The 22,696-nt window shown below is 63.9% G+C and carries 22 protein-coding genes; 14 read left to right on the top strand and 8 right to left on the bottom strand.

What is annotated here, in order from left to right; all coding sequences use genetic code 11:
* Positions 1 to 13 precede the first annotated feature (13 nt).
* Complete coding sequence (locus tag Q0053_RS09065; protein WP_298099091.1) at positions 14 to 2,473, bottom strand: TonB-dependent receptor; 2,460 nt, start codon at positions 2,471 to 2,473, stop codon at positions 14 to 16.
* A gap of 259 nt (positions 2,474 to 2,732) precedes the next feature.
* Between Q0053_RS09065 and Q0053_RS09060 the strand changes: the two genes are divergently transcribed.
* Positions 2,733 to 3,506 carry an SDR family NAD(P)-dependent oxidoreductase gene (locus Q0053_RS09060; RefSeq protein WP_298099086.1) on the top strand — a complete coding sequence of 258 codons (774 nt, stop codon included), beginning with the start codon at positions 2,733 to 2,735 and terminating at the stop codon, positions 3,504 to 3,506.
* On the opposite strand, the gene Q0053_RS09055 is transcribed toward Q0053_RS09060, so the two are convergent.
* The 3 genes from Q0053_RS09055 to Q0053_RS09045 form a co-directional block, all read right to left on the bottom strand.
* Positions 3,503 to 4,399, bottom strand: a complete 897-nt coding sequence (locus tag Q0053_RS09055; protein WP_298099083.1) for a fumarylacetoacetate hydrolase family protein — start codon at positions 4,397 to 4,399, stop codon at positions 3,503 to 3,505. The genes Q0053_RS09060 and Q0053_RS09055 overlap by 4 nt on opposite strands.
* 32 nt (positions 4,400 to 4,431) lie before the next feature.
* Entirely contained in the window at positions 4,432 to 6,063 is a 1,632-nt protein-coding gene (locus Q0053_RS09050) for an AMP-binding protein (RefSeq protein ID WP_298099081.1), read from the bottom strand.
* A 209-nt stretch (positions 6,064 to 6,272) separates the two neighbouring features.
* Entirely contained in the window at positions 6,273 to 7,295 is a 1,023-nt protein-coding gene (locus Q0053_RS09045; protein WP_298099078.1) for an NADPH:quinone oxidoreductase family protein, read from the bottom strand.
* A gap of 295 nt (positions 7,296 to 7,590) precedes the next feature.
* Here Q0053_RS09045 and Q0053_RS09040 point away from each other — a divergent pair, with 295 nt between their 5' ends.
* The 7 genes from Q0053_RS09040 to Q0053_RS09010 all read left to right on the top strand — a co-directional run bounded on the left by Q0053_RS09040 (position 7,591) and on the right by Q0053_RS09010 (position 12,731).
* Complete coding sequence (locus tag Q0053_RS09040) at positions 7,591 to 7,803, top strand: hypothetical protein (protein ID WP_298099075.1); 213 nt, start codon at positions 7,591 to 7,593, stop codon at positions 7,801 to 7,803.
* A gap of 5 nt (positions 7,804 to 7,808) precedes the next feature.
* Positions 7,809 to 8,603, top strand: a complete 795-nt coding sequence (locus tag Q0053_RS09035) for an enoyl-CoA hydratase-related protein (RefSeq protein ID WP_298099072.1) — start codon at positions 7,809 to 7,811, stop codon at positions 8,601 to 8,603.
* Positions 8,604 to 8,638: 35 nt separating this feature from the next.
* Positions 8,639 to 9,037: an OB-fold domain-containing protein gene (locus Q0053_RS09030; protein WP_298099069.1), complete on the top strand. Its 399-nt coding sequence runs from the start codon at positions 8,639 to 8,641 to the stop codon at positions 9,035 to 9,037.
* Complete coding sequence (locus Q0053_RS09025) at positions 9,037 to 10,227, top strand: thiolase family protein (protein WP_298099067.1); 1,191 nt, start codon at positions 9,037 to 9,039, stop codon at positions 10,225 to 10,227. The genes Q0053_RS09030 and Q0053_RS09025 overlap by 1 nt, the downstream gene beginning before the upstream one ends.
* Positions 10,228 to 10,272: 45 nt before the next feature.
* Positions 10,273 to 11,241, top strand: coding sequence for a lactoylglutathione lyase (locus Q0053_RS09020; protein WP_298099064.1), 969 nt, complete (start codon positions 10,273 to 10,275; stop codon positions 11,239 to 11,241).
* Positions 11,242 to 11,325: 84 nt separating this feature from the next.
* Complete coding sequence (locus Q0053_RS09015) at positions 11,326 to 11,766, top strand: carboxymuconolactone decarboxylase family protein (protein WP_298099061.1); 441 nt, start codon at positions 11,326 to 11,328, stop codon at positions 11,764 to 11,766.
* Positions 11,763 to 12,731, top strand: coding sequence for a DMT family transporter (locus Q0053_RS09010; RefSeq protein WP_298099059.1), 969 nt, complete (start codon positions 11,763 to 11,765; stop codon positions 12,729 to 12,731). Before Q0053_RS09015 ends, Q0053_RS09010 begins: the two co-directional genes overlap by 4 nt.
* 3 nt (positions 12,732 to 12,734) lie before the next feature.
* On the opposite strand, the gene Q0053_RS09005 is transcribed toward Q0053_RS09010, so the two are convergent.
* Together Q0053_RS09005 and Q0053_RS09000 are read right to left on the bottom strand one after the other, a co-directional pair.
* Complete coding sequence (locus Q0053_RS09005) at positions 12,735 to 13,919, bottom strand: thiolase family protein (RefSeq protein WP_298099057.1); 1,185 nt, start codon at positions 13,917 to 13,919, stop codon at positions 12,735 to 12,737.
* Positions 13,916 to 14,839, bottom strand: coding sequence for a 3-hydroxyacyl-CoA dehydrogenase (locus Q0053_RS09000; RefSeq protein WP_298099052.1), 924 nt, complete (start codon positions 14,837 to 14,839; stop codon positions 13,916 to 13,918). Before Q0053_RS09000 ends, Q0053_RS09005 begins: the two co-directional genes overlap by 4 nt.
* Before the next feature lie 217 nt (positions 14,840 to 15,056).
* Between Q0053_RS09000 and Q0053_RS08995 the strand changes: the two genes are divergently transcribed.
* From Q0053_RS08995 to Q0053_RS08975, 5 genes are read left to right on the top strand one after another with little or no spacing between them, the layout of a single operon-like run.
* Entirely contained in the window at positions 15,057 to 16,208 is a 1,152-nt protein-coding gene (locus Q0053_RS08995) for an acyl-CoA dehydrogenase family protein (RefSeq protein WP_298099049.1), read from the top strand.
* Positions 16,208 to 17,227, top strand: coding sequence for an acyl-CoA dehydrogenase family protein (locus Q0053_RS08990; protein WP_298099046.1), 1,020 nt, complete (start codon positions 16,208 to 16,210; stop codon positions 17,225 to 17,227). The genes Q0053_RS08995 and Q0053_RS08990 overlap by 1 nt, the downstream gene beginning before the upstream one ends.
* Positions 17,220 to 18,020 (top strand): crotonase/enoyl-CoA hydratase family protein, encoded by an 801-nt coding sequence (locus Q0053_RS08985; RefSeq protein WP_298099043.1) that lies wholly within the window; start codon positions 17,220 to 17,222, stop codon positions 18,018 to 18,020. The genes Q0053_RS08990 and Q0053_RS08985 overlap by 8 nt, the downstream gene beginning before the upstream one ends.
* Before the next feature lie 13 nt (positions 18,021 to 18,033).
* On the top strand, positions 18,034 to 19,164 hold the full coding sequence (locus tag Q0053_RS08980) for an acyl-CoA dehydrogenase family protein (protein ID WP_298099040.1): 1,131 nt from the start codon (positions 18,034 to 18,036) through the stop codon (positions 19,162 to 19,164).
* A gap of 21 nt (positions 19,165 to 19,185) precedes the next feature.
* Positions 19,186 to 19,965, top strand: a complete 780-nt coding sequence (locus Q0053_RS08975) for an SDR family oxidoreductase (RefSeq protein WP_298099037.1) — start codon at positions 19,186 to 19,188, stop codon at positions 19,963 to 19,965.
* Here the strand turns inward: Q0053_RS08975 and Q0053_RS08970 are convergent.
* Complete coding sequence (locus Q0053_RS08970; RefSeq protein WP_298099034.1) at positions 19,962 to 20,954, bottom strand: fumarylacetoacetate hydrolase family protein; 993 nt, start codon at positions 20,952 to 20,954, stop codon at positions 19,962 to 19,964. The two genes, Q0053_RS08975 and Q0053_RS08970, sit on opposite strands and share 4 nt — an antisense overlap.
* A gap of 306 nt (positions 20,955 to 21,260) precedes the next feature.
* Positions 21,261 to 21,920 carry a TetR/AcrR family transcriptional regulator gene (locus Q0053_RS08965; protein WP_298099032.1) on the bottom strand — a complete coding sequence of 220 codons (660 nt, stop codon included), beginning with the start codon at positions 21,918 to 21,920 and terminating at the stop codon, positions 21,261 to 21,263.
* A gap of 43 nt (positions 21,921 to 21,963) precedes the next feature.
* On the opposite strand from Q0053_RS08965, the gene Q0053_RS08960 reads away from it, so the two are divergent.
* Entirely contained in the window at positions 21,964 to 22,695 is a 732-nt protein-coding gene (locus Q0053_RS08960) for an SDR family NAD(P)-dependent oxidoreductase (RefSeq protein WP_298099029.1), read from the top strand.
* The last annotated feature ends 1 nt before the right edge of the window (position 22,696 follow it).

Raw genomic sequence — 22,696 nt, 5'->3', positions numbered from 1 at the left:
GAGTGGGTCTTTCTCAGAAGCGCCGGGTCAGAGAGACGCCGTAGGTCGTCGGCTCGCCGATGAAGTCTGTCGCAAACCCGAGACCAGCGGCATAGACGTCGGCCCAGTGACGCGTGCTGTATTCTTCGCCGGCAAGGTTCTTGCCGTAGATCGCCACCTCGACGTTCTGAGCGTCGAACTCCATCGTGATGCGCGCATTCAGCAGGCCGTAACCGGGGGTCCGGGTGATTCTGTTCGAAGCGGCGTAGATGCCTTGGGTGGTCGCAGATTGATAAGGCGAAGGCGTGACCGGATTGAAGAACTGTTCCCCGAGGTAGGAATAGTCGACATGGAAGGACACCGCACCGAATGAGGTCGGCACGACCTGGGTGGCACCCAGGTTGTACTGGATCTTCGGAAGCTGCGGCAGTTCTTCTCCGCTGCGGTCGACCGGGCAGATCGACGCCGTTCCCGCCGTGTTCAGCCGGCATCCCGCCAAACCGACACCGGGCACGGCCTGCTGCTCGATGAAGGAGCCGTCGGCGTAGCTTCCGTCCATCAGGCTGATGTTGCTGGTCAGCTCCATACCGGTCCACGGACGGAAGGCACCTTCGAACTCGAGCCCGTGAACCCGCGCATCGCCGGCGTTGACGATGAACTGGGTGCTGGCCCCGGCCGGGGTCAGAGCAGCCGCGTTACGCTGCACGTCGGACTGCCAGGAATGGAAGAAGGCGATGTTCGTACGCAGGCGGTTCTCAAGCCAGGTCGCCTTGAAGCCGATTTCCAGGTCCTCGACGGTCTCCGGGTCGAAGGCGGGCAGACCGCCGGCGCGCGTGTTCCAACCGCCGGACTTCGAGGCCCGACGCGTCTGGATGTAGGCGAACATGTCCGGGTTGATCTGCCAGTCGAGGCCCAGGGTATAGGCCGGATAGTCGAACTTGACCTCCTGGGTCTGGGTACAGACACCCACGACGTCCGGACGTTGAAGATTGCAGGTCGCAGCGACGCCCCAGGTGGAGAAGTTATGGAGCTCGGTGTCGCGACTGTCCCAGGTCCAGCGAAGACCGGCCGCCAGCCTGAGGTTCTCAGTCAGCTGATAGTAGCCCTGGCCGAACACACCGGCCGAGGTATTGTGCACATCGGCCATGTTCTGGCCAGCGAACCCGGCATAGGGACGCGTCGTGGCGTTGTAAGGCAGGAAGCCGAAGTTCTGGGAACGGCTGAACTCCACACCCTGTTCGTCAGAGTAATAGACACCGGCGATGTAGGTGAAACTTTCCCCGATGCCGCCGGTGATCTGGAATTCCTGGGACCACTGGTCAGAGTTGTAACCGGCCCAGGTCGTCAGGATCGGAACCGGCGTCCCGTCCGTGTCAATCACACCGTCCGTGTCGCTGAAACGGAAGCCGGTGATGGACTTCAGAGTCACATCGCCAAGGTCGAATGAGGCGTTAAGACCGAACCCATAGGCTTCCAAACGGTTGCCCAGCGGTTTCGTATACAGGTCTCTGACCTCTTGCGGCAGCGCCGCAAAGTTCGGATTGCTCGAAGGCACGAAATAGCCGGTCGCATAGGTGTCGTACCAGCCGCCGTCGTGCAGCGAGTTGGTCAAGGTCGTACCGAGGCCGAATGCACCAAACGATCCCGTCGGACCGAAAAGCTCCGGCGCGAAGGAGTTAAGGGCGGTGAACTGCCCATTGTCTTCAATCATGTTGTAGTCGCCGGACAGGACCAGCTCGACGCCCTCGCCCTCGTACTTCAGCTTGCCGCGAATGAAGTCGCTGTCCTGATCCCAGACATCGCGCCCCAGCGGAATGCTTTGGCCATAACCACTGCGCCCCTTGGTGCTCGCCGCAAGGCGGCCGGAAACCCGGTCCGACAGCGCGCCGTTGAGGACGAAGCTCGCACCAACCTGGTCGTAGTTGCCGGCCTCGATGCGGACGGATCCCCCGAACTCACCGGTGGGGTCCGCCGTCAGAATGTTCACAGCTCCGCCGATGGTGTTCCGGCCAAACAGGGTTCCTTGCGGTCCACGCAGAACTTCTACGCGCTCAAGATCGAACAGATCCGTCAGACCCTGGGACGGGCGCGGAATATAAACGCCGTCGACATAGATCGCGACGGCCGGGTCGTTGGAGACCAGAGCCTGAAGATTGCCCTGGCCGCGCATGGAGACAAAGGAGAAGCCGGAAGACGACGGAGCTCCGGTCGCGATCGAGAGGCTGGGCACAGTACGCTGAAGGTCGGTCACATCCGCGACCTGCGCCCGCTCCAGGGCCTCGCTACCAATGGCGGTCACGGCCACAGGCGTCGACTGCAGGTTTTCCTCGGTACGCCGCGCGGTGACGACGATCTCATCGAGTTGGTCGGTCTGCTGCGGAGCCTGCGCGCTCTGAGCGAAGGCGGGGCTGGTCAAGGCTGTGCAGGCCAAAAGGCCGAGGGCACCGCCACGCCGCAGGAATTTGGCTACATGCCGGCTGTGGTTGGATCGCATAGAAACCTCCCCAGGGGGTCTGTTGCCCCGCATATCGCAACTACCGGACGGTGATGCGTTGGGGAGAAGCTAAACAGAATTGGAAATCTGTCGCAAGAATAAAAATCTAGGGTAAGAATTCCGGAATGGGCATCCGCGCCCCGGGGCCGGCGCCCGGGACGCCGACCATGACCCGGTGGAATGTGAACTCGTCACATCGGGCCTACGAAGTGACTGAAACAGTTGGTGCTCGGGGTAGCCCGGCAGGGATGGACGACAGATGACCGAGGCTGGAACCCTGACGGGAAAGAGGATCATTGTCACCGGTGCCGCGCGCGGGATCGGTATGAGTGCGGCGAGAGCGTTGGCCGCGGCCGGGGCGACAGTGACAGGCCTGGACCTCACCGGGGGACCCGTCGAATCAATCGCCGGCGCAGGCCGGGGGTCCCTGACCTGTGACGTCTGCGATGTCTCCTCGCGCGCTTCGACCGGGGCGGCGTTTGACCGTGCTGTCGCCGCAATGGGCGGGCTGGATGTTCTGATCCAAGCGGCCGGCATCCAGCGTTACACGCCAGCGGAAGATATCACTGATGAGGACTGGGATCTGGTCCTGGGCGTGAATGCCCGGGGAACGATGATCGCGAACCAGGCGGCATTCCCTTATCTCAAGGACAGGGGCGGCCGGATCATCAACTTCGCTTCGGCGGCGGGGGCGGTCGGCCTGCGTGGTTGCGCACACTACTCCGCTTCGAAAGGCGCAGTCCTGGCATGGACCCGAACCATCGCCCAGGAGTGGGGCCAGTACGGAATATCGGCCAATGCCGTCGCGCCGGGGATGTGGACACCCATGTATGACACCACACGCGCCGGCATGACGGCCGAACAGCTTGAAGCGCACGACCGCGGCATGGCCATGATGATCCCGCTCGGTGGGCGGCTCGGAGATGCGGATTCCGACATGGCTCCGGTGCTGGTTTTTCTGGCCAGTGATGCTTCGCGCTTTATCACCGGGCAGACCCTGGCGGTCGACGGCGGCCTGATGATGGTTCGCTAGCGCCGCACGTCGAAGTCGCCCCTTACCCTTGGCGCATCGACGATCGGGTTTGTCAGAACACCCACATTCTCGATCTCGACCCGCACCACATCGCCCGGCACCAGCCACTGCGGGTCGGTCGAACCTGCGGCGCAGCCCGAGGGCGTTCCCGTCGCGATCAGATCACCGGGATACAGGGTGAAGATGGTCGACATCAGATGCACGAGGTGGGCGACGTCCCAATGCATCTCCGCGATATCGGCGCTCTGGCGCAGATCGCCGTTGACATGGGTCGTCAGCCGCAGGCCCTTGCAGCCCGGAGGGAGTTCATCTGCGGTGACGATCTCCGGGCCGAAACCGCCGGTGTTGAGAAAATTCTTTCCCGCGGTCACGGCCGAGGGGATGTAGTTGTAAGCGCGAACGCTGCCGTCGTTGTGGCATGCGTAGCCGGCCACATGCGACAGGGCCTCCTCGCGGGAGATCATCCGCCCACCCTTGCCGATGACGACCATCAGTTCGCCTTCGTAGTCGAGCGTGTCGGAGGCTTCGGGCCGCCAGATCGGCTGGTTGTGAGCCACCAGAGAATCCGGGACTCTCAGGAACATCCCGGGAAAGGACTGCACATCGGCCTTCATCTCCTCGACGTGCTTCATATAGTTCTTGCCCAGGCCGATGATCTTGTCCGGTCTTTGGATGGGGGTCAGGTGACGCAGACCCTCCACTGGACGACGAGCGCCGGCTCCAGCCGACGCTGCTGCCTGTTTGGCCGCGGACAGGGCGTCCGGGCCCGCCGCAAGCAGCGCAATCATATCGCGTGGCAGTTCGGGCGCGGCGACCGACAGGTCAATCACCTCATCGCCGATGCGCACGCCCACAGTCGCCGTGCCGTGATTGTCAAACGACAGGAGTCGCATCGGAATTCCTCCTGGCGCGGTTCAATGCGCCGTCAGCGGTTGGGCTTGATGTCCGTGGTCTCGATGTCCCAGGTCGTCGGGGTCGCGCCCTCGTCACGAAGCTGGAATTTCAGCACCCTGCCCTGCGGATTGACCGGCAGTTCAGCTCGAAACTCGATAAATCTCGGCACCGCATAGTAGGGCACCCGTTCTATCAGCCAACGGCAGAGGTCTTCCTCTGAAAGCGCCATGCCCGGTTTCAGCTTGGCGGTCACCTTCAGGTCGTCTTCCTGCAGGCTCGAAGGCACAGCGTGAACCGCGACCTGTTCGATCGCCGGATGGGTCAGGATCGAGGTCTCCATCTCAAAGCTTGAGATGTTCTCTCCCCTTCGCCTCAGGTAGTCCTTCTTTCGATCCACAAAATAGAAGAAGCCGTTCTCATCGAATTTGCCGATGTCGCCGGTGTGGAACCACAGGTTTCCCCAGACCTTCAGCGTGTCCTCGGGCCGGCGCCAATAGCCCTTGAAGATGATGTCCGGCAGCAACGGCCGACAGACCACCTCGCCCGAGGTCCCGGTCGGAACCTCATTGTCGTTGTCGTCGAAGATTCTGACATCAAGTTCCGGCGCGGCCTTGCCCGAAGACCCCTCCGCATAGGCACCGTCGGCCGGCATGGAGGTCAACAGCCCTTCGGTCAGACCATAGACATTGGATCCGACGTTTTTCGCGCCGAAGCGGGATCGCCAGATTTCCTTGATCTCTTCGGGGAAGGGATTGCCCTTGATCGTGTGAACCTGGCCGAAGCAGCGAGCCATCGCGTCATTATCTTCAGCGCGCGCCAGCATCGTTCCAAGCGAACCGAGGATCGACACCACTGTGGCCCCGGACTTCTCGATGGCCGGCCAGAATCCCGAGACCGAGAATTTCGGAGCGAACGAGATTGTTGCGCCCACCAGCATGACTGAAACGACCCCCGTGGCGATCGCGTTCATGTGAAACAGAGGCAATGGCGTCCAATAGATGTCGTCCGGTCCGAACGGTGCCGACCGTGTCAACATCCGCGCAAAATGGCACATCTGATTGCCGGTGATCATGCAGCCCTTCGAGGGACCCGTTGTCCCCGAGGTGTAGATCAGGGCGTTCAACGCACCCGGATCGGGCAGCAAGTCGAACGGGCTGGCGTCGGCCCCTCGATGACTGTCCAAGGGTAAGATGGCCAGCTTCGATTCCGCCGAAGGCTCGAAGGCACCCCGGACCAGGACAGTCTTCAGGGTCGTCAGCTGATCCTCGATATCCAGCAACCGTTGCAGATAACGAGCCTCGCACACCATCATGCTGGCGCCCGTGTCCTCAATCTGGTGGCGCAGGAACTGACCGATCAGGGCCGTGTTCAGGGGCACGCTGATGGCGGATATTTTGTTGGCAGCGATCCAGGTGGTGACCGCGTCGACGTTGTTATCCAGCATCGAGACGATCGGCGCGCCGGCGATCAGGCCAAGCGCCTGAAGGGAATGGGCGAACCGGTTGCTGGTCTTGTCAAACTCGCCGTAGGTGTGAGTCTCACCGCTGAAATCCAGAAAGATCTTTTCGGAATGAGCTGCGACGGCCCTGCGCAACGCAGCGATGGGGGTGTCGCGCGGCCCGGTGCGCCATCCTGCTTCAGTCACATCGGCAATCGCGTTCATTCGTTCATCCTCGGCGCAGACGGGGCGAACCAGCGCCGGAGCGATGCCCGACAGCGACAGTGGCCGGCCTCGCGTTCCTTACCGGGCGGCCCTGCCGTCCTGCCTTTCAGTCGACCTGAATACAGGGCAGAAAGCGAAGCCACACAGACCTATACTGCTTCACCGCAGACTAGACGGACCGCCAGACCCGGTCCAGATGCATTCTCCTTCTAGTCGCTCATTCTGTCTTCAGAACCCACAATCTCCGCAACGACCTTGCCGTGGACACTGCGCGACGCCAACCGGGCGATCGCCTCCCCCCCGCGCTCCAGAGAAAAACGTTCCGAAACCAAGGGATTGACCCTGCCTTCTGCGAACAGATCCAGCAACGCCTTCATGTCGTCCGAGCCGCGGTGCGGGCTTCGGGCCATGTAGCTGCCCCAGAAGACGCCGATGATCTGGGCACCCTTGAGCAGGATCAGATTGAGCGGGATCGACGGTATGCCGGCAGCAAAGCCAACAACCAGATAGCGGGCCTGCCAGGCGACAGACCGGAATGCCGGTTCGGCATAGGCGCCGCCGACGGGATCAACGACGACGTCCGGCCCTTGCCCGCCGCACGCGGACCGCACCGCCTCCGTGAACGCCTTTCCTTCAGTGGCCGCGTCAAGCGACCCTGGATAGATCACCCCCGCGTCTGCCCCCATGGCCAGCGCAACGTCCAGCTTGTCCTGGGACGAGGCCGCAGCGACCACCCTTGCTCCAAGGGCCTTACCCAGTTCGACAGCCGCCAGGCCGATGCCGCCGCCCGCTCCAAGAACCAGCAAGGTCTCCCCCTGCCGAAGCGCGCCTCGCCCCACGAGCGCATAATAGACTGTGCCATAGGTCACCTGAAACGCCGCGGCCTGGTCGAATGGCATGGTGTCGGGGATGACCGTACAGCGATTTGCCGGCACGACGACCACCTCGGCCATCGCCCCGAACGGCAGCGAGGCCGACACCCGTTGCCCAACAGAAGGTGTCTCGACACCTGCTCCAACAGCGCGAACGATTCCGGCCAGTTCGCTGCCCGGCGAAAAGGGGCGCGGCGGCTTCATCTGGTATCGATCCTCGATAACAAGCACATCGGGATAATTCACGCCGCAGGCATGGACCGTTACGGCGACCTGACCTGGCCCCGGAGCTGGCTCCTCAATCTCGCGGATCGAAAGCGTATCGGGACCGCCGGCCTGAAGACTGAGAAGGGCTCGCACGGCAGACTCCGGATCAGGACGCGAAGGCGCTTCGACAGGCCCGACCACTGAGGAGGGTGACCGCGATCGACAACTGGCAATATTCTAACACCAGAACGGCGTTTCTCTTGCCGAATTCTTCTTGCTGTTCTAGCGTCACCCAAAGAGGCGACACTCGAGACGCGTCCCGGAGGATATCAGTGCCTGTCGTTTCCCGCATCCCGGCGAGCTCGGGCCCGGACCGCAGGGCACGATACCAGCAATGCCCCGCGCCTCGAAAGCGCCACTCGTCCCGGGTGCCAGGTACACATTTGCCATGCTGACACTGGACTATGTGCCGAACGCGCTCGACCCGACGCTGATGTCGATTGTGATCGAGCCGGTCCAGCAAGCACTTCGCGGCCGCCTGGATGGCCAATCGCCGCCCGGAACGGCTTGCTGCTGGAGCCGCCTTATGACGAACCCTACGCCGCTTTTTCTGAACCTTCCCGACGCCCACGGAACCGCCGTCGCATTAGCCGGAGCATGACAACCATGGCAGATGGAACCGTCGAACACGCGGTACAGGTCGAGCGCATCAACCGCGTGGGCTGGGTCATCCTTGATCGCCCCGGCCAGATCAATGCGATCAATTCCACGCTGCGCCGTGAGGCAGTTCAGGCACTGGAACTCCTGGACAATGACCCGGACGTCGGTGTGATCGCCATTCGGGGCGCGGGCGAACGAGGTTTCTGCGCCGGAGCCGACATCAAGGCCCAGAGCGACGCGACATCTCTGCCTGCGCTCAGGAACAACATGACGCCCGGCTGGATCGAGATCCTCGATCGGGTCCGAAAGCCGGTCATCGCGGCCATACATGGCTACTGCCTCGGTGGCGGTCTGGAAATCTCGATGGCCTGTGACATTCGCGTCGCCGCCCCCAATGCCGTCTTCGGCCTGCCCGAAACCGGCCTGGGACTGATCCCGGGCGGAGGCGGCACTCAGCGCCTGCCACGGATCGTAGGCCTTGGCCGTGCCCTCGATCTGCTGCTGACCGGGGACCGGATCGATGCAGCCGAAGCGCTCCGGATTGGACTGGTCTCACGCCTCGCGGTGTCGAACGAGGGCCTGATCGACGAGGTGCAGGCCCTGGCCGAACGTATCGCAGCCAAACCCGCCAATGCGACAGCCTATGCGAAAGAGGCCGCTCGCGACGGCCTGGAGCTGGATTTGCGCGCGGGACTGAAGCTCGAAAAGGACCTGTTCGTTCTGCTGATGTCCACAGGGGACCGCAAGGAGGCCGCTGCCGCATTCAAGGAAAAGCGCCCCCCGGTCTTCACGGGGCGCTAGATGGGTCGTCTTCAGCAAAGACCCGAGGCCGGAACGTGAGAAAGCTGCCCTTGCTCAACGCGGAAACGCGACCATTCTGGACTGGCGGCGCGGTCGGCGAGTTGCGCATGCATCGCTGTGCAGACTGCACGCGGTTTTTCCATCCGCCCGCGCCGGTCTGCCGTCATTGCACGAGCCTGAACGTCGGGCCGACGCCGGTGTCCGGGCGTGGACGGGTTCTGACCTACACCATCAATCATCAGGTCTGGACGCCAGATCTCGTCGAACCCTATGTCGTCGCCATCATTGAACTGGAAGAGCAGGAAGGGCTGCGCTTCCTGTCCAACGTCGTGAACTGCCCGCCGGAGGACGTCGAGTTCGGCATGCCCGTGACCGTCGTTTTCGAGCAGCTCGAGGATGTCTGGATCCCGATGTTCGAACGGGCCGCGGCCTGATGGGCAATCGATTTCTCGAAAAAGATGTCGCTATCGTCGGCATCGGACAGTCCGAGGTCGGGCGTCCCTCCTCGCGCTCGGCGATGCAGCTCACCGTGGACGCCGCGCTTGAAGCCATCGCCGACGCAGGCCTGAAGCCCAAGGACATAGACGGCGTGTGTTCCTGGCCCGGCGACAACTCCAACGGCAGCAGCTTCTCACCGGTCGGACCGCTATCTGTGCTGACCATGCTCGGGCTGAAATGTAACTGGTTCAGCGGGGGCTATGAGGCGGCGGGACCGCTGGCCGGTCTTATGAACGGTGCGATGGCCATAGCGTCCGGCATGGCGAACAACGCGCTGGTCTTCCGCACCATCACCGAGTCCAGCAACCGCCTGACCGGCAGCAAGGACCAGAGCCTCGCCGCCAAATCGGGTCCGCGCGACGGCAATTTCATGTGGCAGTGGTGCACGCCGTTCAACGTGCTGTCGGTGGTCAATATCACCGCCATGTATGCCGCGGCTCATATGCAGAAATATGGAACGACGCCGGAACAGCTTGCCCAGATCGCCCTGACCACCCGCCGCAACGCCCTCCTCAACCCCAAGGCCGTCATGCGCAAGCCCATGACGATGGACGACTATTTCGCATCGAAAATGATCTCGACGCCGCTGCGGATGTTCGACTGCGACGTCCATTGCGACGCCTCAACCGCCATTGTCCTGTCGCGCAAGGACATCGCCAGGGACCTGCGCCATCCGCCCATCCGGATCGAGGCGATCGGGGCGGCGATGAACCAGCCCTATCTCTGGGACCAGGTCGATCTGACCGCCAACGCGATGCCCGACGCCGGCAACGCCATGTGGGCGCGAACAGACCTCACGCCGGCCGACGTCGACACGGCTCAGCTATACGACGGCTTCAGCATCCTCACCATGATGTGGCTGGAAGGACTGGGCCTTTGCCCGAAAGGCCAGAGCGGCGCCTTCGTCGAGGGCGGCCACCGGATCGCCCTCGACGGCGAACTGCCCCTGAACACCAATGGCGGCCAGTTGTCCGGGGGACGCACACACGGACTCGGCTACGTCCATGAGGCCTGTACCCAGCTGTGGGGACGCGGCGGCGAGCGACAGATCCGCGACCCGCGCGTCGCCGTCTGCGCCGCCGGCGGCGGACCGCTCGCCGGCAGCCTGCTGCTGGTCAAGGACTAGAGATTATTCGGCGGGCGCTCACGCGCCCGACGCAAGGAGAATGAGATGAGCCTCTACGACCTGCTGCTCAGCGGCGATCTGATGGTCCATGACGCCGACGAGACGGCCGCGCAAATCGTCAGCAAGCTTGAGATCCACGGTCACGCCAACTGGCGTCAGGCCTTCCCGGGGCACCCCTACGTCGCCCACTTCCTAAGGGTCCACAAATCGCTGGCCGTGTCGCCGACGCGGGTCGAGCCGCAAGGCCACCTTGATTTCCCGAACCACGGCGACCCGATGTTCCCGGGCTTTCTCAAGAGCCTCGAGGACTTCCAGGGCCCGTTCCGCCCGATCAAGACCCACGCCACGGTACTGGTCTCCGACAACATCGGCGGCGTGGTCGAGCATTTGCTCAGCAAGGGACAGCCCTTCCGCCTCGCGCAGTTGACGCCCGAAATGCCGTTCGATCGTCTGTGGGTCGGCTGCACACCAGAAAACCCGATCTACGAGCCCTCCGTCGACGGCGGCCTGTGCATCGAAGTCATTCCGCTCGCTGCGATCCAGATGCCGGCCGAGGCCTTCAGCACGCCCCCGCCCCGGCCGCGCGATCCCAAACCCGGCGACATGGTCCGGGTTGTCGGGCGCGGCTTTCTGGTCCGGGATCTGGACGATGTGCTGCGCCGCCTCGACCAGAACCTGGACCTACAGCCCGCCGGTACTGTCGAACAGCTCGATCGAGAGGGCTACAAACTGGCCCGCATCGGCTTCAATCTGGGGACCAGTGCCACGCTCGACGTCATCCAGCCGACGAAATGGGACAGCCCCTCGGGCCGCTATCTGCACAACTGGGGACCGGGACCACACTACATCCGCATCTCTGTGAATGGCCTCGACGCCAAGGCCGACCGTCTGACCGGGCTGGGCGTGAAGTTCGAGCGGATCGAGGACTGCCAGGCCGTCGGGGGCCCCCTTTTGCGCGTCGATCCGACAGAGCTTGGCGGCGCAATTTTCGAGTTCTGCGAAGACCGGGGCTGATCGGTGGCCCGCGTGAGCCCCCTGCCCCTCGACAGCCTGGCTGATCCACTGCGCGCGTCGATCGCCCGAGGAACGGCGACTCGCATGTTGTCCAATACCTTGCCGGTCCAGATCTGGGCCCGCCGACCAGCGGCGGCCAACGCATGGCTGGGCACCATGGCCGAGATCCATGAGCGGGGCGTCCTGCCCGACCGCCTTCGCGAACTGGTTCGGCTGAAGATCGCCTCGATCACGATGTGTCCGGTTTGCCAGATCGCGCGAAAGTCGGACGACGTCAGCGAGGCCGACATCGTCGCCTGCAGTGACTGGTCCGATCCCCGCTTCAGCCCACCCGAACAGGCCGCCCTGCGCTTCGCCGAACTGTTTGCCGGCGACTATTTCGCCATGGGCGACGAGGTCTACGACCATCTGCGGGAGCATTTCACCGAGGAACAGATCGTCGAACTTCACCTGTTCAGCGGCCTGATGCTGGCCGGCGGGCGAATGACCTATGTCCTCAAGGGGTATGAGGACACGCCGGCTTGAAGGCGTTCTTCTCGCGCCTGTCGCCAAATACACAAGGTGCCATCTGGGTGTTGATGTCCGGGGTAACCTTCGTCGCCATGACGACCCTGGTGAAGCACCTGAGCGGCAATTACCCGTCGCACGTCCAGAATTTCTATCGCCAGACCGGATCGCTGATCGTCGCCATCCCCTTCATGCTGCGCAGCCCCCGGCAGGTGCTCTTCGTCCCGCGTTCCACAATGCCCGCGCTGTTCCTGCGATCCCTGCTGGCGACAATAGGCATGATCTTGCTGCTCTACAGCCATGAAGCCATGTCGATGGCCGAGGCGAACGCCCTGTCGTTCACCCGTCCGCTCTGGGTTGTGCTGCTTGCCGCCCTGTTCCTGCGCGAGACCATTGGTCCCAGCCGGATCGCGGCGGTGCTGATGGGTTTCGTCGGCGTGGTCGTCATCATGCGGCCGTGGGGCGCTGACGTCGCCGTTGGCTGGCCACACATCGCGGCGCTCTTTTCCGCCCTCTGCCTGGCCGGAACGATCACGGGCGTAAAGTCCCTGACGAACACACTGTCGGCAAGCTCGATCCTGGTCTGGTCCAGCATCATGGGCGAGCTGTTGTCCTTGCCATTCGCCCTCGCAGACTGGCGTTGGCCCGGTGCCGGCGACCTGATCCCGCTGTTCCTGATCGGCCTGCTCAGCGCCGCCAACCAGGTGCTGTTCATCAAGGGCATGGCCGTCGGCGAGGCCGCCGTCCTGGCTCCTGTCGACTATGCTCGGCTGGTGCTGTCGGTAATCGCCGGACTGCTGGTGTTCGGCGAATGGCCTGACGCCTTCACATGGATCGGCGCAGGGGTCATCGTCGTCTCTACCCTCTACATCACGGTCCGGGAGATTCAGAGCAAGCGCGCGAAGACGCTCGCCATCGATGCCGGTCAGCCGGACGCCTCTACGCCGCTCGGTCTGGATGACCCCAGCCTGCCTCGTCCCTGATCGTCAGCCCGGCTTCGGCATCAGGTTCTCGTAAACCGTGGCCGTGGCCAGACCGCCGGCACAACAGATCGCCTGAAGTCCGTATTTCCGGCCACTACGGCCCAGTTCGTGGATCAGACTGGTGGCCAGCCGGGCCCCGGTCGCGCCCAGCGGATGGCCGAGAGCAATGGCACCGCCATTCACGTTCAGCCGGTCGGCACCGACGCCGGTCACCTGCATCCACATCAGGGGGACGCTGGCGAAGGCTTCATTGACCTCGAACAGGGCAATGTCGTCGAACGAGAGGCCGGCGAGAGCGGCGGCCTTGCGGCTGGCTGCAATGGGACCTTCGAGCATCAGCGCAGGGTCGGCACCGACCACGGCGACGGACCGTATGAGAGCCAGCGGCGTCAATCCAAATTTCTTCACCGCGGCCTCCGAGGCCAGCAGGACCACGGCCGCTCCGTCAGAAATCTGCGACGCATTGCCGGCCGTGACGCGGCCATTCTCCCGGAAACTGGTCTTCAGGGTCGCAAGCTTTTCACGGCTTGTGTCGCGCCGGATGGTCTGGTCAGCTTCCAACGCGTCCCGGGGCCCGTCCCAGTCCTTCTCGCAAAGGTCCGCGACGGGAACAGCAACGGTCTCGGCCCGGAAATAGCCCGCATCGGTCGAGACGGCGGCGCGTCGATGGCTTTCGGCGGCGAAATCATCCATCGCGTCGCGGTCGAAGCCGTGTTTGTCCGCGATCCGCTCGGCCGCCTCGCCCTGGGACGTCAGTTCATAGCGATCCGACACCATCCAGCCGAAGGCCTCGCCATGAATGGCGCGGTTGGACCCCATCGGCACGCGAGACATCGCCTCGGCTCCACCCGCGACGACCAGGTCGCTCAGGCCTGCGGCGATCTGGGCGGTGCCGATATGGATGGCGGCTTCCGAGGACCCACATTTGCGGTCGACAGTCATGGCCGGAATGGCCTCGGGCCAGCCGGCCCCCAACAAGGACGTCCGCGCGATATTGGCAGACTGCTCGCCGATCTGGGTCACATTGCCGAAGATCACATCATCGATCTCGTCGGCACCCACGCCCGCACGGGCGATCAGTTCGTTCAGCGCATGGGCGCCCAGATGGTCAGCGCGAACGCCTGCCAGCGCCCCGCGAAACCTTCCGATCGGCGTCCGAACCGCAGCGACCACATAGACCGGCTTCACAAACTGCTCCCGCGCAGGCCGGAGCCTGGCACCTTGACGCCGTTTTCGTACTTGTAGACACCCCAGCCGACCTTGCGGCCGTACCGTCCGGCCTTGACCATCTTGATGATCAACGGACAGGGCCTGAACTTGTCCCCCAGGGTGGCGTGGAGGTACTGAAGAACGGCAAGGCGCGTGTCCCAGCCGGTCAGGTCGCCCAGCTCCAGTGGCCCCATCGGATGGTTGAATCCCAACCTCAGCGCGGTGTCGATGTCCTCCGCCGTCGCAGCGCCTTCCTGAAGCATCCACATCGCCTCATTGCCGGCCATGGCCGACATGCGGCTTGTGGTCAGACCAGGCGTCTCGTTGACGACGATCGCCGTCTTTCCGAGCCCGGCGACATAGTCGCGACAGGCAGCAACCGCCTCGTCGGTGGTGGCCAGCCCACGAACCAGCTCTACCAGTTTCATCTTCTGGACCGGGTTGAAGAAATGCATGCCGATCACCCGCGTCGGGTCCTGACATGCGGCGGCTATCTCGGTCACGCTCAACGCCGATGTGTTTGTGGCAATCAGGCCGGTCGGGGCCATCACTGCCTCAGCCTTTCGAACCACATCGATCTTGATCGCCAGGTTTTCCGAAACCGTCTCGACCAGCAAATCGGTACCCGCCGCCCCTTCGGTGACACTCTCGCAGGTCGTCAGCCGCGCCAGCGCGGCAGCAGCGGCCGGCTCCTCGACCTTCCCCAACCGCACGCCGTCGGCGAGAATGCCCGCGATGGTCTTCTCTGCTTTGCCCAGCTGTTCGGACGAGACATCGATCAGACAGACGTCGTGACCGGACGACGCAAACGCATGCGCGATCCCGACGCCCATCAAACCGGCTCCGACCACCGCTACCTTGGCCAACTCAACACCTCTTCCTGAGCCCGATCGCCGCATCGACGGGAGCCGGTGCTTGGCCTGACGCCGCCGTCGCCGGCTGCATCAGAGGCCGGGATCCCCCGCGAGTGACGGATCGACCGCCATTGTTGTGGGCGAACCCTACCGGGATATTGAACGGCCCCGCAAACAAAATTCTCTGTTCAGAACGATATTCTGAAGTGTATTAGCTGCTCAAAGCTCCAGATGGAGCTGATCCAGAGTTCGGAAAATCTTCGTGAATCTGTTCGATCAGTTCGGTCCGCCTGTCCTGCCGTCGGGCCTCGAACCTCTGCGTGCGCGGGTTCGCGCCTTTCTGGCCGAATGGAGCCCGACCTGCCCGCCCGAAAAGCGCGCCCTGTCCTGGATGGGGTTCGATGCAGACTTCAGCCGCTCGCTCGGTGCCAAGGGCTGGCTGGGCCTCAGCATGCCCAAACAATACGGCGGTCAAGACGCGTCGCCGTTTGAGCGGTTCGTGGTCAGCGAGGAACTCCTCGCAGCAGGCGCTCCGGTCACCGCCCACTGGATCGCGGATCGCCAGAGCGCCCCCTTGATCCTGCGCCATGGCACGGAGGCCCAGAAGCAGCGCTATCTTCCCCCCATCTGCGCCGGCGAAATGTATTTTTGTATCGGTATGAGCGAGCCCGCTTCCGGCTCCGACCTCGCCTCGGTGCGCACAAAGGCGGATCGCCAGCCCGACGGCTCCTGGCTGTTGAACGGCCGGAAGGTCTGGACCACCAACGCTGACCGCTGCCACGCAATGATCGCCCTCGTCCGCACCGATCCCGCCAGCGAACGGCACGCGGGCCTGTCCCAGATCATCGTCGATCTGACCCTGCCCGGCGTCATTGTACGTCCGATCAAGGACCTTTCCGGGCACGAACATTTCAACGAGGTCACCTTCGATAATGTCCGGCTGGATGCCGACGCCCTGATCGGAGTCGAGGGCGAAGGCTGGACTCAGGCGACTTCTGAACTCGCTTTTGAACGCAGCGGCCCCGAGAGATTCCTCAGCGCCATGACCTTGTTCTCCTGCCTGGTCGGTGCGATCGGCCCCACGCCGGACGCGCGTCAGGCGATGGAGATAGGGCGCCTTGCCGCCTGGCTGATCTCGCTTCGGTCGATGTCCGTCTCGCTGACCGCGCAGCTCGCCGCCGGCCAGGACCCGGTCTGGGGTGCCTCGTGCGTCAAGGACCTGGGCACCGGCTACGAACAGGACACCGTCGAGGTGGCGATGCGGCTGATCGACTCCCTGCCACCCGGCGAGCAGACGACAACCACCCGCAAGGTCCTGGCCATCACCCAGAGCATGGCACCGTCCTTCTCCCTGCGCGGCGGGACAAGGGAAATCCTGCGCGGCATTCTCGCGCGTGGCCTGGGAGTTCGCTGATGAGAACCCTCCTGCAGGACTCGATCGAGCGGCTGCTGGCCGACGCCGTAACACCCGACCTTCTCCGCGCCGCCGAGGCCGGTGACTGGTCTGCGGACCTCTGGGCCGAAATCGAAGCCTTGGGCCTGCCCCTTGCCGCCGTTCCCGAATATCTGGGCGGGACAGGCGCGAGTTGGACCGACATCTTCGTCGTAATCCGTGCCTGCGGATCTGCGGCCGCGCCCGTCCCCCTGCCCGAGGCCATTCTGGCCAACAGCCTGCTGGCCGCAGCACGCCTCAAACCGCCGGAGAGCGGCCCGACCGTCTTCGCTACCGGCTCAGCCAATGCACCCTTGGCAGACATCCCCTGGGGCCGCCACGCCCGTTGGCTGGCACTCCACGATGCCTCCGCAGGTCGCATCGCCCTGCATTCACTCAGCGGTGCGCAGATCACCGCTGATTTCAATGTTGCGGGCGAACCGCGCGATAGCATCACCCTGGCGTCGGGGTCGCTTGTGTACGACGCCGCCACGTCGATGGCCACGGACCATGTCATGCTGGCAGCGGCCATGTTGCGGTCGGCCCAAATGGCCGGGGCGCTGGCTCGGCTGACCGAACTGAGCGCGGACTATGCCAATGAACGCGTCCAGTTCGGCCGTCCTATCGGCAAGTTTCAGGCCGTCCAGCAACAGTTGGCGGTCCTCGCCACCCACGCCGCGGCTGCCGTCGCGGCGTCAGAAGCGGCGTTCCTGATGGCCCGGCCGGGTGCCGATTTCCTCACCGCCGCCTCGGCCAAGGCGGTGTCCGGCGAGGCCGCCGGCAAGGGGGCGGGAATCGCCCATGCCGTCTTCGGTGCCATCGGCTTCACCCACGAGCACAGCCTCCATTTCCTGACCCGCCGCTTGTGGGCCTGGCGCGCCGAATACGGCTCTGACGCCCTTTGGGCCGAGCGTTTGGGGCAGACCATTGCGGCGGCAGGCCACGACAGCCTTTGGCCCTTGGTCACCGGCGCATTTGCGGAGGCCCCGAACCATGGCTGACTTCCTCCTCAAGACCCGCGACGGTCCCGTCGCGGTCTGGACCCTGAACCGACCCGAAAGCCGCAATGCGTTCTCGACGCCAGAGGACATGTTCGAGATCGAAGACGCCTGCGAGGAAGTGCGCGCCGACCCCTCGATCCACGTCGTGGTCCTGACCGGCGCGGGTGCGTCGTTCTGTGCGGGCGGTGACATCAAGGCGATGCAAAACCGCACGGGAATCTTCGAGGGATCACCCTACCGCCTGCGCAACCGCTACCGCGACGGCATTCAACGAATTCCGACGGCGCTCTATGAGCTGGAGACCCCTGTGATCGCGGCTGTGAACGGCCACGCAATCGGGGCCGGCCTGGACTTCGCCTGTATGGCCGATATCCGCATCGCCTCTACCACCGCCACCTTTGCCGAGAGTTTCGTCAAACTGGGCATCGTACCGGGCGACGGCGGTGCCTGGCTTCTGCCGCGGATCGTCGGCATGCCCCGCGCCAGCCACATGGCCCTGACCGGCGACGCACTGAACGCCCAGACCGCGCTGGACTGGACGCTCGTCACGCAGCTGACCGCGCCCGAGGATTTGATGAGCACCGCCATGGCCCTGGCCCACCGTGTGGCCTCCAGCCCCGGCCACGCGCTTCGTCTGACCAAACGGCTGCTGCGCGAGGGCCAGCACATGCGTCTCGGACCCCTGCTTGAGCTGTCAGCCGCCTATCAGGCCCTGGCCCACCACACCAACGATCATGCCGAGGCGGTCGCAGCGATGATCGAGAAACGCCCGGCCGTCTTCACTGACAGCTGACGGAGCCACGACCATGCGCAAGGTGTTCCGCGACGACCATGAGATGTTCCGCGATCAGGTCCGGCGCTTCATTGAGACCGAGATCGTTCCGCACCACGCCCAGTGGGAACGCGACGGCATAGTGCCCAAATCCCTTTGGCTGCGTGCGGGCGAAGAAGGCCTTCTGTGCGTCACGGCGCCCGAAGAATACGGCGGGGCCGGAGGTGACTTCGGCCACAGCGCTGTCCTGATCGAGGAGCTGGCGCGGGTAAATGCGACCGCCGTCGGCTTCACCACCCACTCCGACGTCGCCGTTCCCTATCTGAGCAATTACGGGACGGACGATCAGAAAGCCCGTTGGCTGCCACGTCTGATCTCCGGCGAGTTGATCGCCGTCATCGCGATGTCGGAGCCCCAGATCGGCAGCGACCTGCGGGGCATGAAGACCAAGGCGGTCCGCAATGGCGACCATTACGTCCTGTCGGGTCAGAAGACCTTCATCACCAACGGCATCAACTCCGGACTCGTCATTGTAGCGGCCAAGGTCGAGGGTCAGTCCAATCCCAAGGACATTACCCTGTTCTGCGTAGAGGACGGCACGCCCGGCTTCGAGAAGGGCAAGAAGCTGGAGAAGATCGGTCTGCGCGGCCAGGATACGTCGGAGCTGTTCTTCTCCGACGTACGGGTCCCTGTCGAGAACCGACTGGGCGAGGAAAGCGGTGGCTTCGCCTGCCTGATGACCGAACTGGCCAAGGAACGACTGGTCATCGGCATCCGTGCCGCGGCCTCGCTGGAAGCCATGCTGGAAAAGACAATCGCCTATACCAAGGACCGCGTCGTCTTCGGCAAGCCCCTGCTCGAATTCCAGAACACACGGTTCAAACTGGCGGACGTCAGGGCGCGGACCCAGATGCTGCGGGTCTTCATCGACGACTGTCTGCAACAACTGCTGGACGGCGAACTGACGCCCGAGACCGCCGCGATGGCCAAGCTGACCAGTGCCGAACTGCATGGCCAGTTGCTCGATGAACTGCTCCAGTTGCACGGCGGCTATGGCTATATGAGCGAGTATGACGTCGGGCGTGCCTGGGTCGATGCGCGGGTAGCCCGCATCTATGCCGGGACGTCCGAGATCATGAAGGAAATCATCGCCCGCACTCTCTGATGGGCGACCAGGAGCAGGCTCATGGATTTCGGCATCGCCGGAAAGCGCGCGCTCGTCTGCGCCTCATCATCAGGGCTAGGCAAGGCCTGCGCGATCTCGTTGGCTCTCGAAGGCGTCGAAGTCTGGATCAACGGTCGGGACACAGAACGGCTCGAGGCCACGGCAGTCGAGATCAACACCCTGACGGGACGTCGGCCCCATACTGTTCTTGCCGACATCGACACGGCCGAGGGGCGTGCAGCCGTTCTGACCGCCTGTCCCGACCCCGACATCCTGATCTGCAACAGTGGCGGTCCCAAGCCCGGTCGTCTCGAGGACTGGACCGAAGCGGCCTGGAGCGAGGTCGTCGCCACCAAGATGATCTCGCCGATCCTGCTGATCCAGTCGGTCATCGACGGCATGCGAGAGCGGGGGTTCGGCCGGGTGGTCGCGATCACCTCGGCCATGGTCAAGACACCGAAATTTCCGATGGCCCTGTCCACTGGACCACGCGCCGGCTTGACCGCCTTCTGCAAGGCACTGGCCGGTGAGGTCGCCAAGGACGGCGTCACCATCAACTGCATCCTGCCGGAAAAGGTCGAAACCGAGCGGCTGGCCCGAATGACCCGATCGCTGGCTCGTGTCCGAGAGCTCGATGAGGCTGACGCGCGCGCCGAGATGCTCTCTTCGATACCGGCCGGGCGGTTCGGCCGTCCGGGCGAAGTCGGCGACGCCTGCGCCTTCCTGTGTTCCGACCGTGCCGGCTACATCACCGGGCAGAACCTGCAACTCGACGGCGGGGCGTATTCCGGCCTGATCTAGGCTTCCTTGACGATACGATTCCTGAGGACGCCGATCCCCTCGACCTCCAGCTCGACCTCGTCGCCGGGCTTCAGAAACCGCTGGGCCTCCAGGCCACAGCCGTTGCCGATGGTGCCGGAGCCGAGGAACTCTCCGGGATAGAGGGTCTCCGACCGCGAGATAAAGGCGATCAAATCCTCGAACTTCCAGTGCATTGTGCCGGAGTTCCCCCTGCCCCACTCCTCGCCGTTGACCCGCGCGATCATGGTCAGGTCATAGGGATTGGGCATCTCGTCAGCTGTGACGATACAGGGCCCCATAGCATTGCCGGTGTCGAAATCCTTGCCCTTGGCGGGCCCCAGTTGACCGATCATCTCGGCAGCCTGTGCGTCGCGGGCGCTGAAATCGTTGTAGATCGTGTAGCCGAAGATGTAGTCACGCGCCTTCTCGACGGGCACGTCCTTGGCGGCTTTCTTGATGTAGACGCCGTACTCCAGTTCGAAATCCATCATCCGGGAATAGGCTGGCCAGATCACGGTCTCCCCGGTCCCGATGACCGAGAACCGGTTGGCCTTGTAGTAGATCGGCTGTTTGCTGAAGAGATCGAGGATACGCTGCTCGGCTTCTGACGGCCCGGTGTCGGCAAGGAGCTCGACACCCTTGGCCTTCGCCCGCATCTCGCGGGCAGCGGCGTAGCACTGGCGAAGGTGCAGCTCGAAACAGCTGCAATCCCGCATTTGCGGCGGTGGCTGGATCGGGGCCCGCAGCTTGACGGCCGAGCGGGGCAGGAGTGCCGCTTCAGGGACCGATTTGACGGCCTCGGCCGCCTTGTCGAGCGCGTCGTCGCCGCCCTCGATCAAGGCCAGAATGTCCGCGAGTTCCGGTGCGTAAATCCCGTGCCTCTGCTCGTGGGCGGCCGCCAGATCGACAACCCTCGTGTCGTCGTTGATGAACGCCCCTGCCCGGCGGCGGCCCTCATGCTCAAACGTAACCAGACGCAATGGTTTCACCCTGTGCTGGCCAGAATCAGCTGGCCGGACCCAAATGGAGCGGTCATCGCGTCGAGATCAGAACGCGACAAGCCTCAAGTCATGCCCCGAGAGGCGAATTCATACGTTAGATCACAACGGCAGGACCGTGAACCGCAGCATGACTTCGCGACCGGAATTACTGTTGCCGCGAGGGCCGGCGAGGCTGCTGGCATTTCCCGGGTCCAACGGAGGCTGCGCAAACGCGCCGCCCGGAAGAGATACGTTTGAGCCAACAATGCGCCAGCCCGGGCGGGCGTCCCGCGTCGCTTGCGGATCAGAGCCGGATCAGCACTGTCCTGATCCGGTTTCAGCCCCGGAGACCATTCCGACGAGCGTCTGCACCAGATCATCGAGTGTGCCTTGCGGGCTCCAGAATGCGTGGTCCTGATCGGCGGCAAGGCCTGCTTCTCTCGCTGTCATGATTGCGCGCAGGCCAAGGCTCAGGAACACCAGCCGCCGCTCGAGTACCCGGGGTGGCAAGGGTGCCAGTCGGCGGATGTGTTCAAGGCAGCGCTGATATCCGAGGTTCCAGCCGTCCCCGACGATGGCCTCGAACGCGGCGCGGTTCTGCAGGCTGAAGGTGCTGATGAAGCGAAGATAGTCACCTTCCCCTCCGTCTTGCCCGAGGCCGGTGGAGGGAATGATCAGTACCTCCATCACCTCACGAAGTGTTCGCGGTCCGCCGTCAGTCTCCATTGCATCCAGCCGCGCGTTCCGGCGGTCGTCTATCAGGCGCGCGCCATCGATTACCAGCTGTGCGACCAGATCGTCCTTGGACCCGAAATAGTAGTGCAGCGAAGCGCCGTTGCGCTGGCCCGCCGCCGTCAGGATCTCGCGCACCGAAACTGCATCCACGCCCCGCGCGGCGAACAGACTCTGTGCGGCCCGCTTGATCGCATCCCGGGCGATATCTGCTTTCATGGATTGACGGTCTATCGCGGCCATGCAAAATAAATCAACTGTTTCATTTATTTGTTTTAGGCTCGCCGTGGACCTCGACTGCGCAGGCAAGAACGTCCTGATCGTCGGCGGCTCGAGCGGAATCGGTCTGGCCTGCGCCCAGGCCTTCGCTGCGCGCGGTGCCTGCGTCGCCGTCACAGGCACCCGCGCCGGCAAAAAAGCTTACGGCGAGGGTGCCGAAGCCCTAGCCCCCTTTTCCTTCTCCCGTCTGGACGTTGCGGAACCAGGTGCGATCGAAGGCTGGACCCCCCCATTCGAGGCTCTCGACGTCGTGGTCCTGTCCCAGGGCGCGGTGCAGTACCGTCGCCGGGAATTCGAAGCGGATGCCTTCCGCCAGGTCGTGGAGGTCAACCTCAACAGCCTGATGGCTTGTGCCCAGAAGCTGGCCCCGGCCCTGGAGGCCCGCGCCGGCAGTTTGATCATCATCAGTTCGGTCGGGGGGCTGCGCGCAGCGCGCGGCAATCCCGCCTATTCGGCCTCGAAGGCCGGTGCCATCCACCTGACCCGCGCCCTCGGCGAGGCGTGGGCCGGACGCGGCATCCGCGTCAACGGCATAGCGCCCGGCCTGATCGCCACAAAGATGACCGAGGTCACGACCTCGAACCCGGTACGTCTGCAGGAACGGCTCAAGGGCATTCCGCTGAACCGCCTGGGACGCCCGGAAGAAATCGCCGGCGTGGCGCTTTTTCTCGCCTCGCCGCTCGCTGCCTACATCGTCGGCGAGACCATCGTCGTCGATGGCGGCCGAACCCTGTCCTGAA

The organism is Brevundimonas sp., assembly GCF_027487935.1.
Taxonomy (GTDB): domain Bacteria; phylum Pseudomonadota; class Alphaproteobacteria; order Caulobacterales; family Caulobacteraceae; genus Brevundimonas.
This window is presented reverse-complemented; position numbering and strand designations above follow the sequence as displayed.

What these genes read in the sequence shown, in the direction of transcription:
- Q0053_RS09065 (WP_298099091.1), bottom strand. Translation starts at nt 2,473, where the DNA reads ATGCGATCCAACCACAGCCGGCATGTAGCCAAATTCCTGCGGCGTGGC.
- Q0053_RS09060 (WP_298099086.1), top strand. Translation starts at nt 2,733, where the DNA reads ATGACCGAGGCTGGAACCCTGACGGGAAAGAGGATCATTGTCACCGGT.
- Q0053_RS09055 (WP_298099083.1), bottom strand. Translation starts at nt 4,399, where the DNA reads ATGCGACTCCTGTCGTTTGACAATCACGGCACGGCGACTGTGGGCGTG.
- Q0053_RS09050 (WP_298099081.1), bottom strand. Translation starts at nt 6,063, where the DNA reads ATGAACGCGATTGCCGATGTGACTGAAGCAGGATGGCGCACCGGGCCG.
- Q0053_RS09040 (WP_298099075.1), top strand. Translation starts at nt 7,591, where the DNA reads ATGCTGACACTGGACTATGTGCCGAACGCGCTCGACCCGACGCTGATG.
- Q0053_RS09035 (WP_298099072.1), top strand. Translation starts at nt 7,809, where the DNA reads ATGGCAGATGGAACCGTCGAACACGCGGTACAGGTCGAGCGCATCAAC.
- Q0053_RS09025 (WP_298099067.1), top strand. Translation starts at nt 9,037, where the DNA reads ATGGGCAATCGATTTCTCGAAAAAGATGTCGCTATCGTCGGCATCGGA.
- Q0053_RS09020 (WP_298099064.1), top strand. Translation starts at nt 10,273, where the DNA reads ATGAGCCTCTACGACCTGCTGCTCAGCGGCGATCTGATGGTCCATGAC.
- Q0053_RS09015 (WP_298099061.1), top strand. Translation starts at nt 11,326, where the DNA reads ATGTTGTCCAATACCTTGCCGGTCCAGATCTGGGCCCGCCGACCAGCG.
- Q0053_RS09000 (WP_298099052.1), bottom strand. Translation starts at nt 14,839, where the DNA reads ATGCGGCGATCGGGCTCAGGAAGAGGTGTTGAGTTGGCCAAGGTAGCG.
- Q0053_RS08990 (WP_298099046.1), top strand. Translation starts at nt 16,208, where the DNA reads ATGAGAACCCTCCTGCAGGACTCGATCGAGCGGCTGCTGGCCGACGCC.
- Q0053_RS08985 (WP_298099043.1), top strand. Translation starts at nt 17,220, where the DNA reads ATGGCTGACTTCCTCCTCAAGACCCGCGACGGTCCCGTCGCGGTCTGG.
- Q0053_RS08980 (WP_298099040.1), top strand. Translation starts at nt 18,034, where the DNA reads ATGCGCAAGGTGTTCCGCGACGACCATGAGATGTTCCGCGATCAGGTC.
- Q0053_RS08975 (WP_298099037.1), top strand. Translation starts at nt 19,186, where the DNA reads ATGGATTTCGGCATCGCCGGAAAGCGCGCGCTCGTCTGCGCCTCATCA.
- Q0053_RS08965 (WP_298099032.1), bottom strand. Translation starts at nt 21,920, where the DNA reads ATGGCCGCGATAGACCGTCAATCCATGAAAGCAGATATCGCCCGGGAT.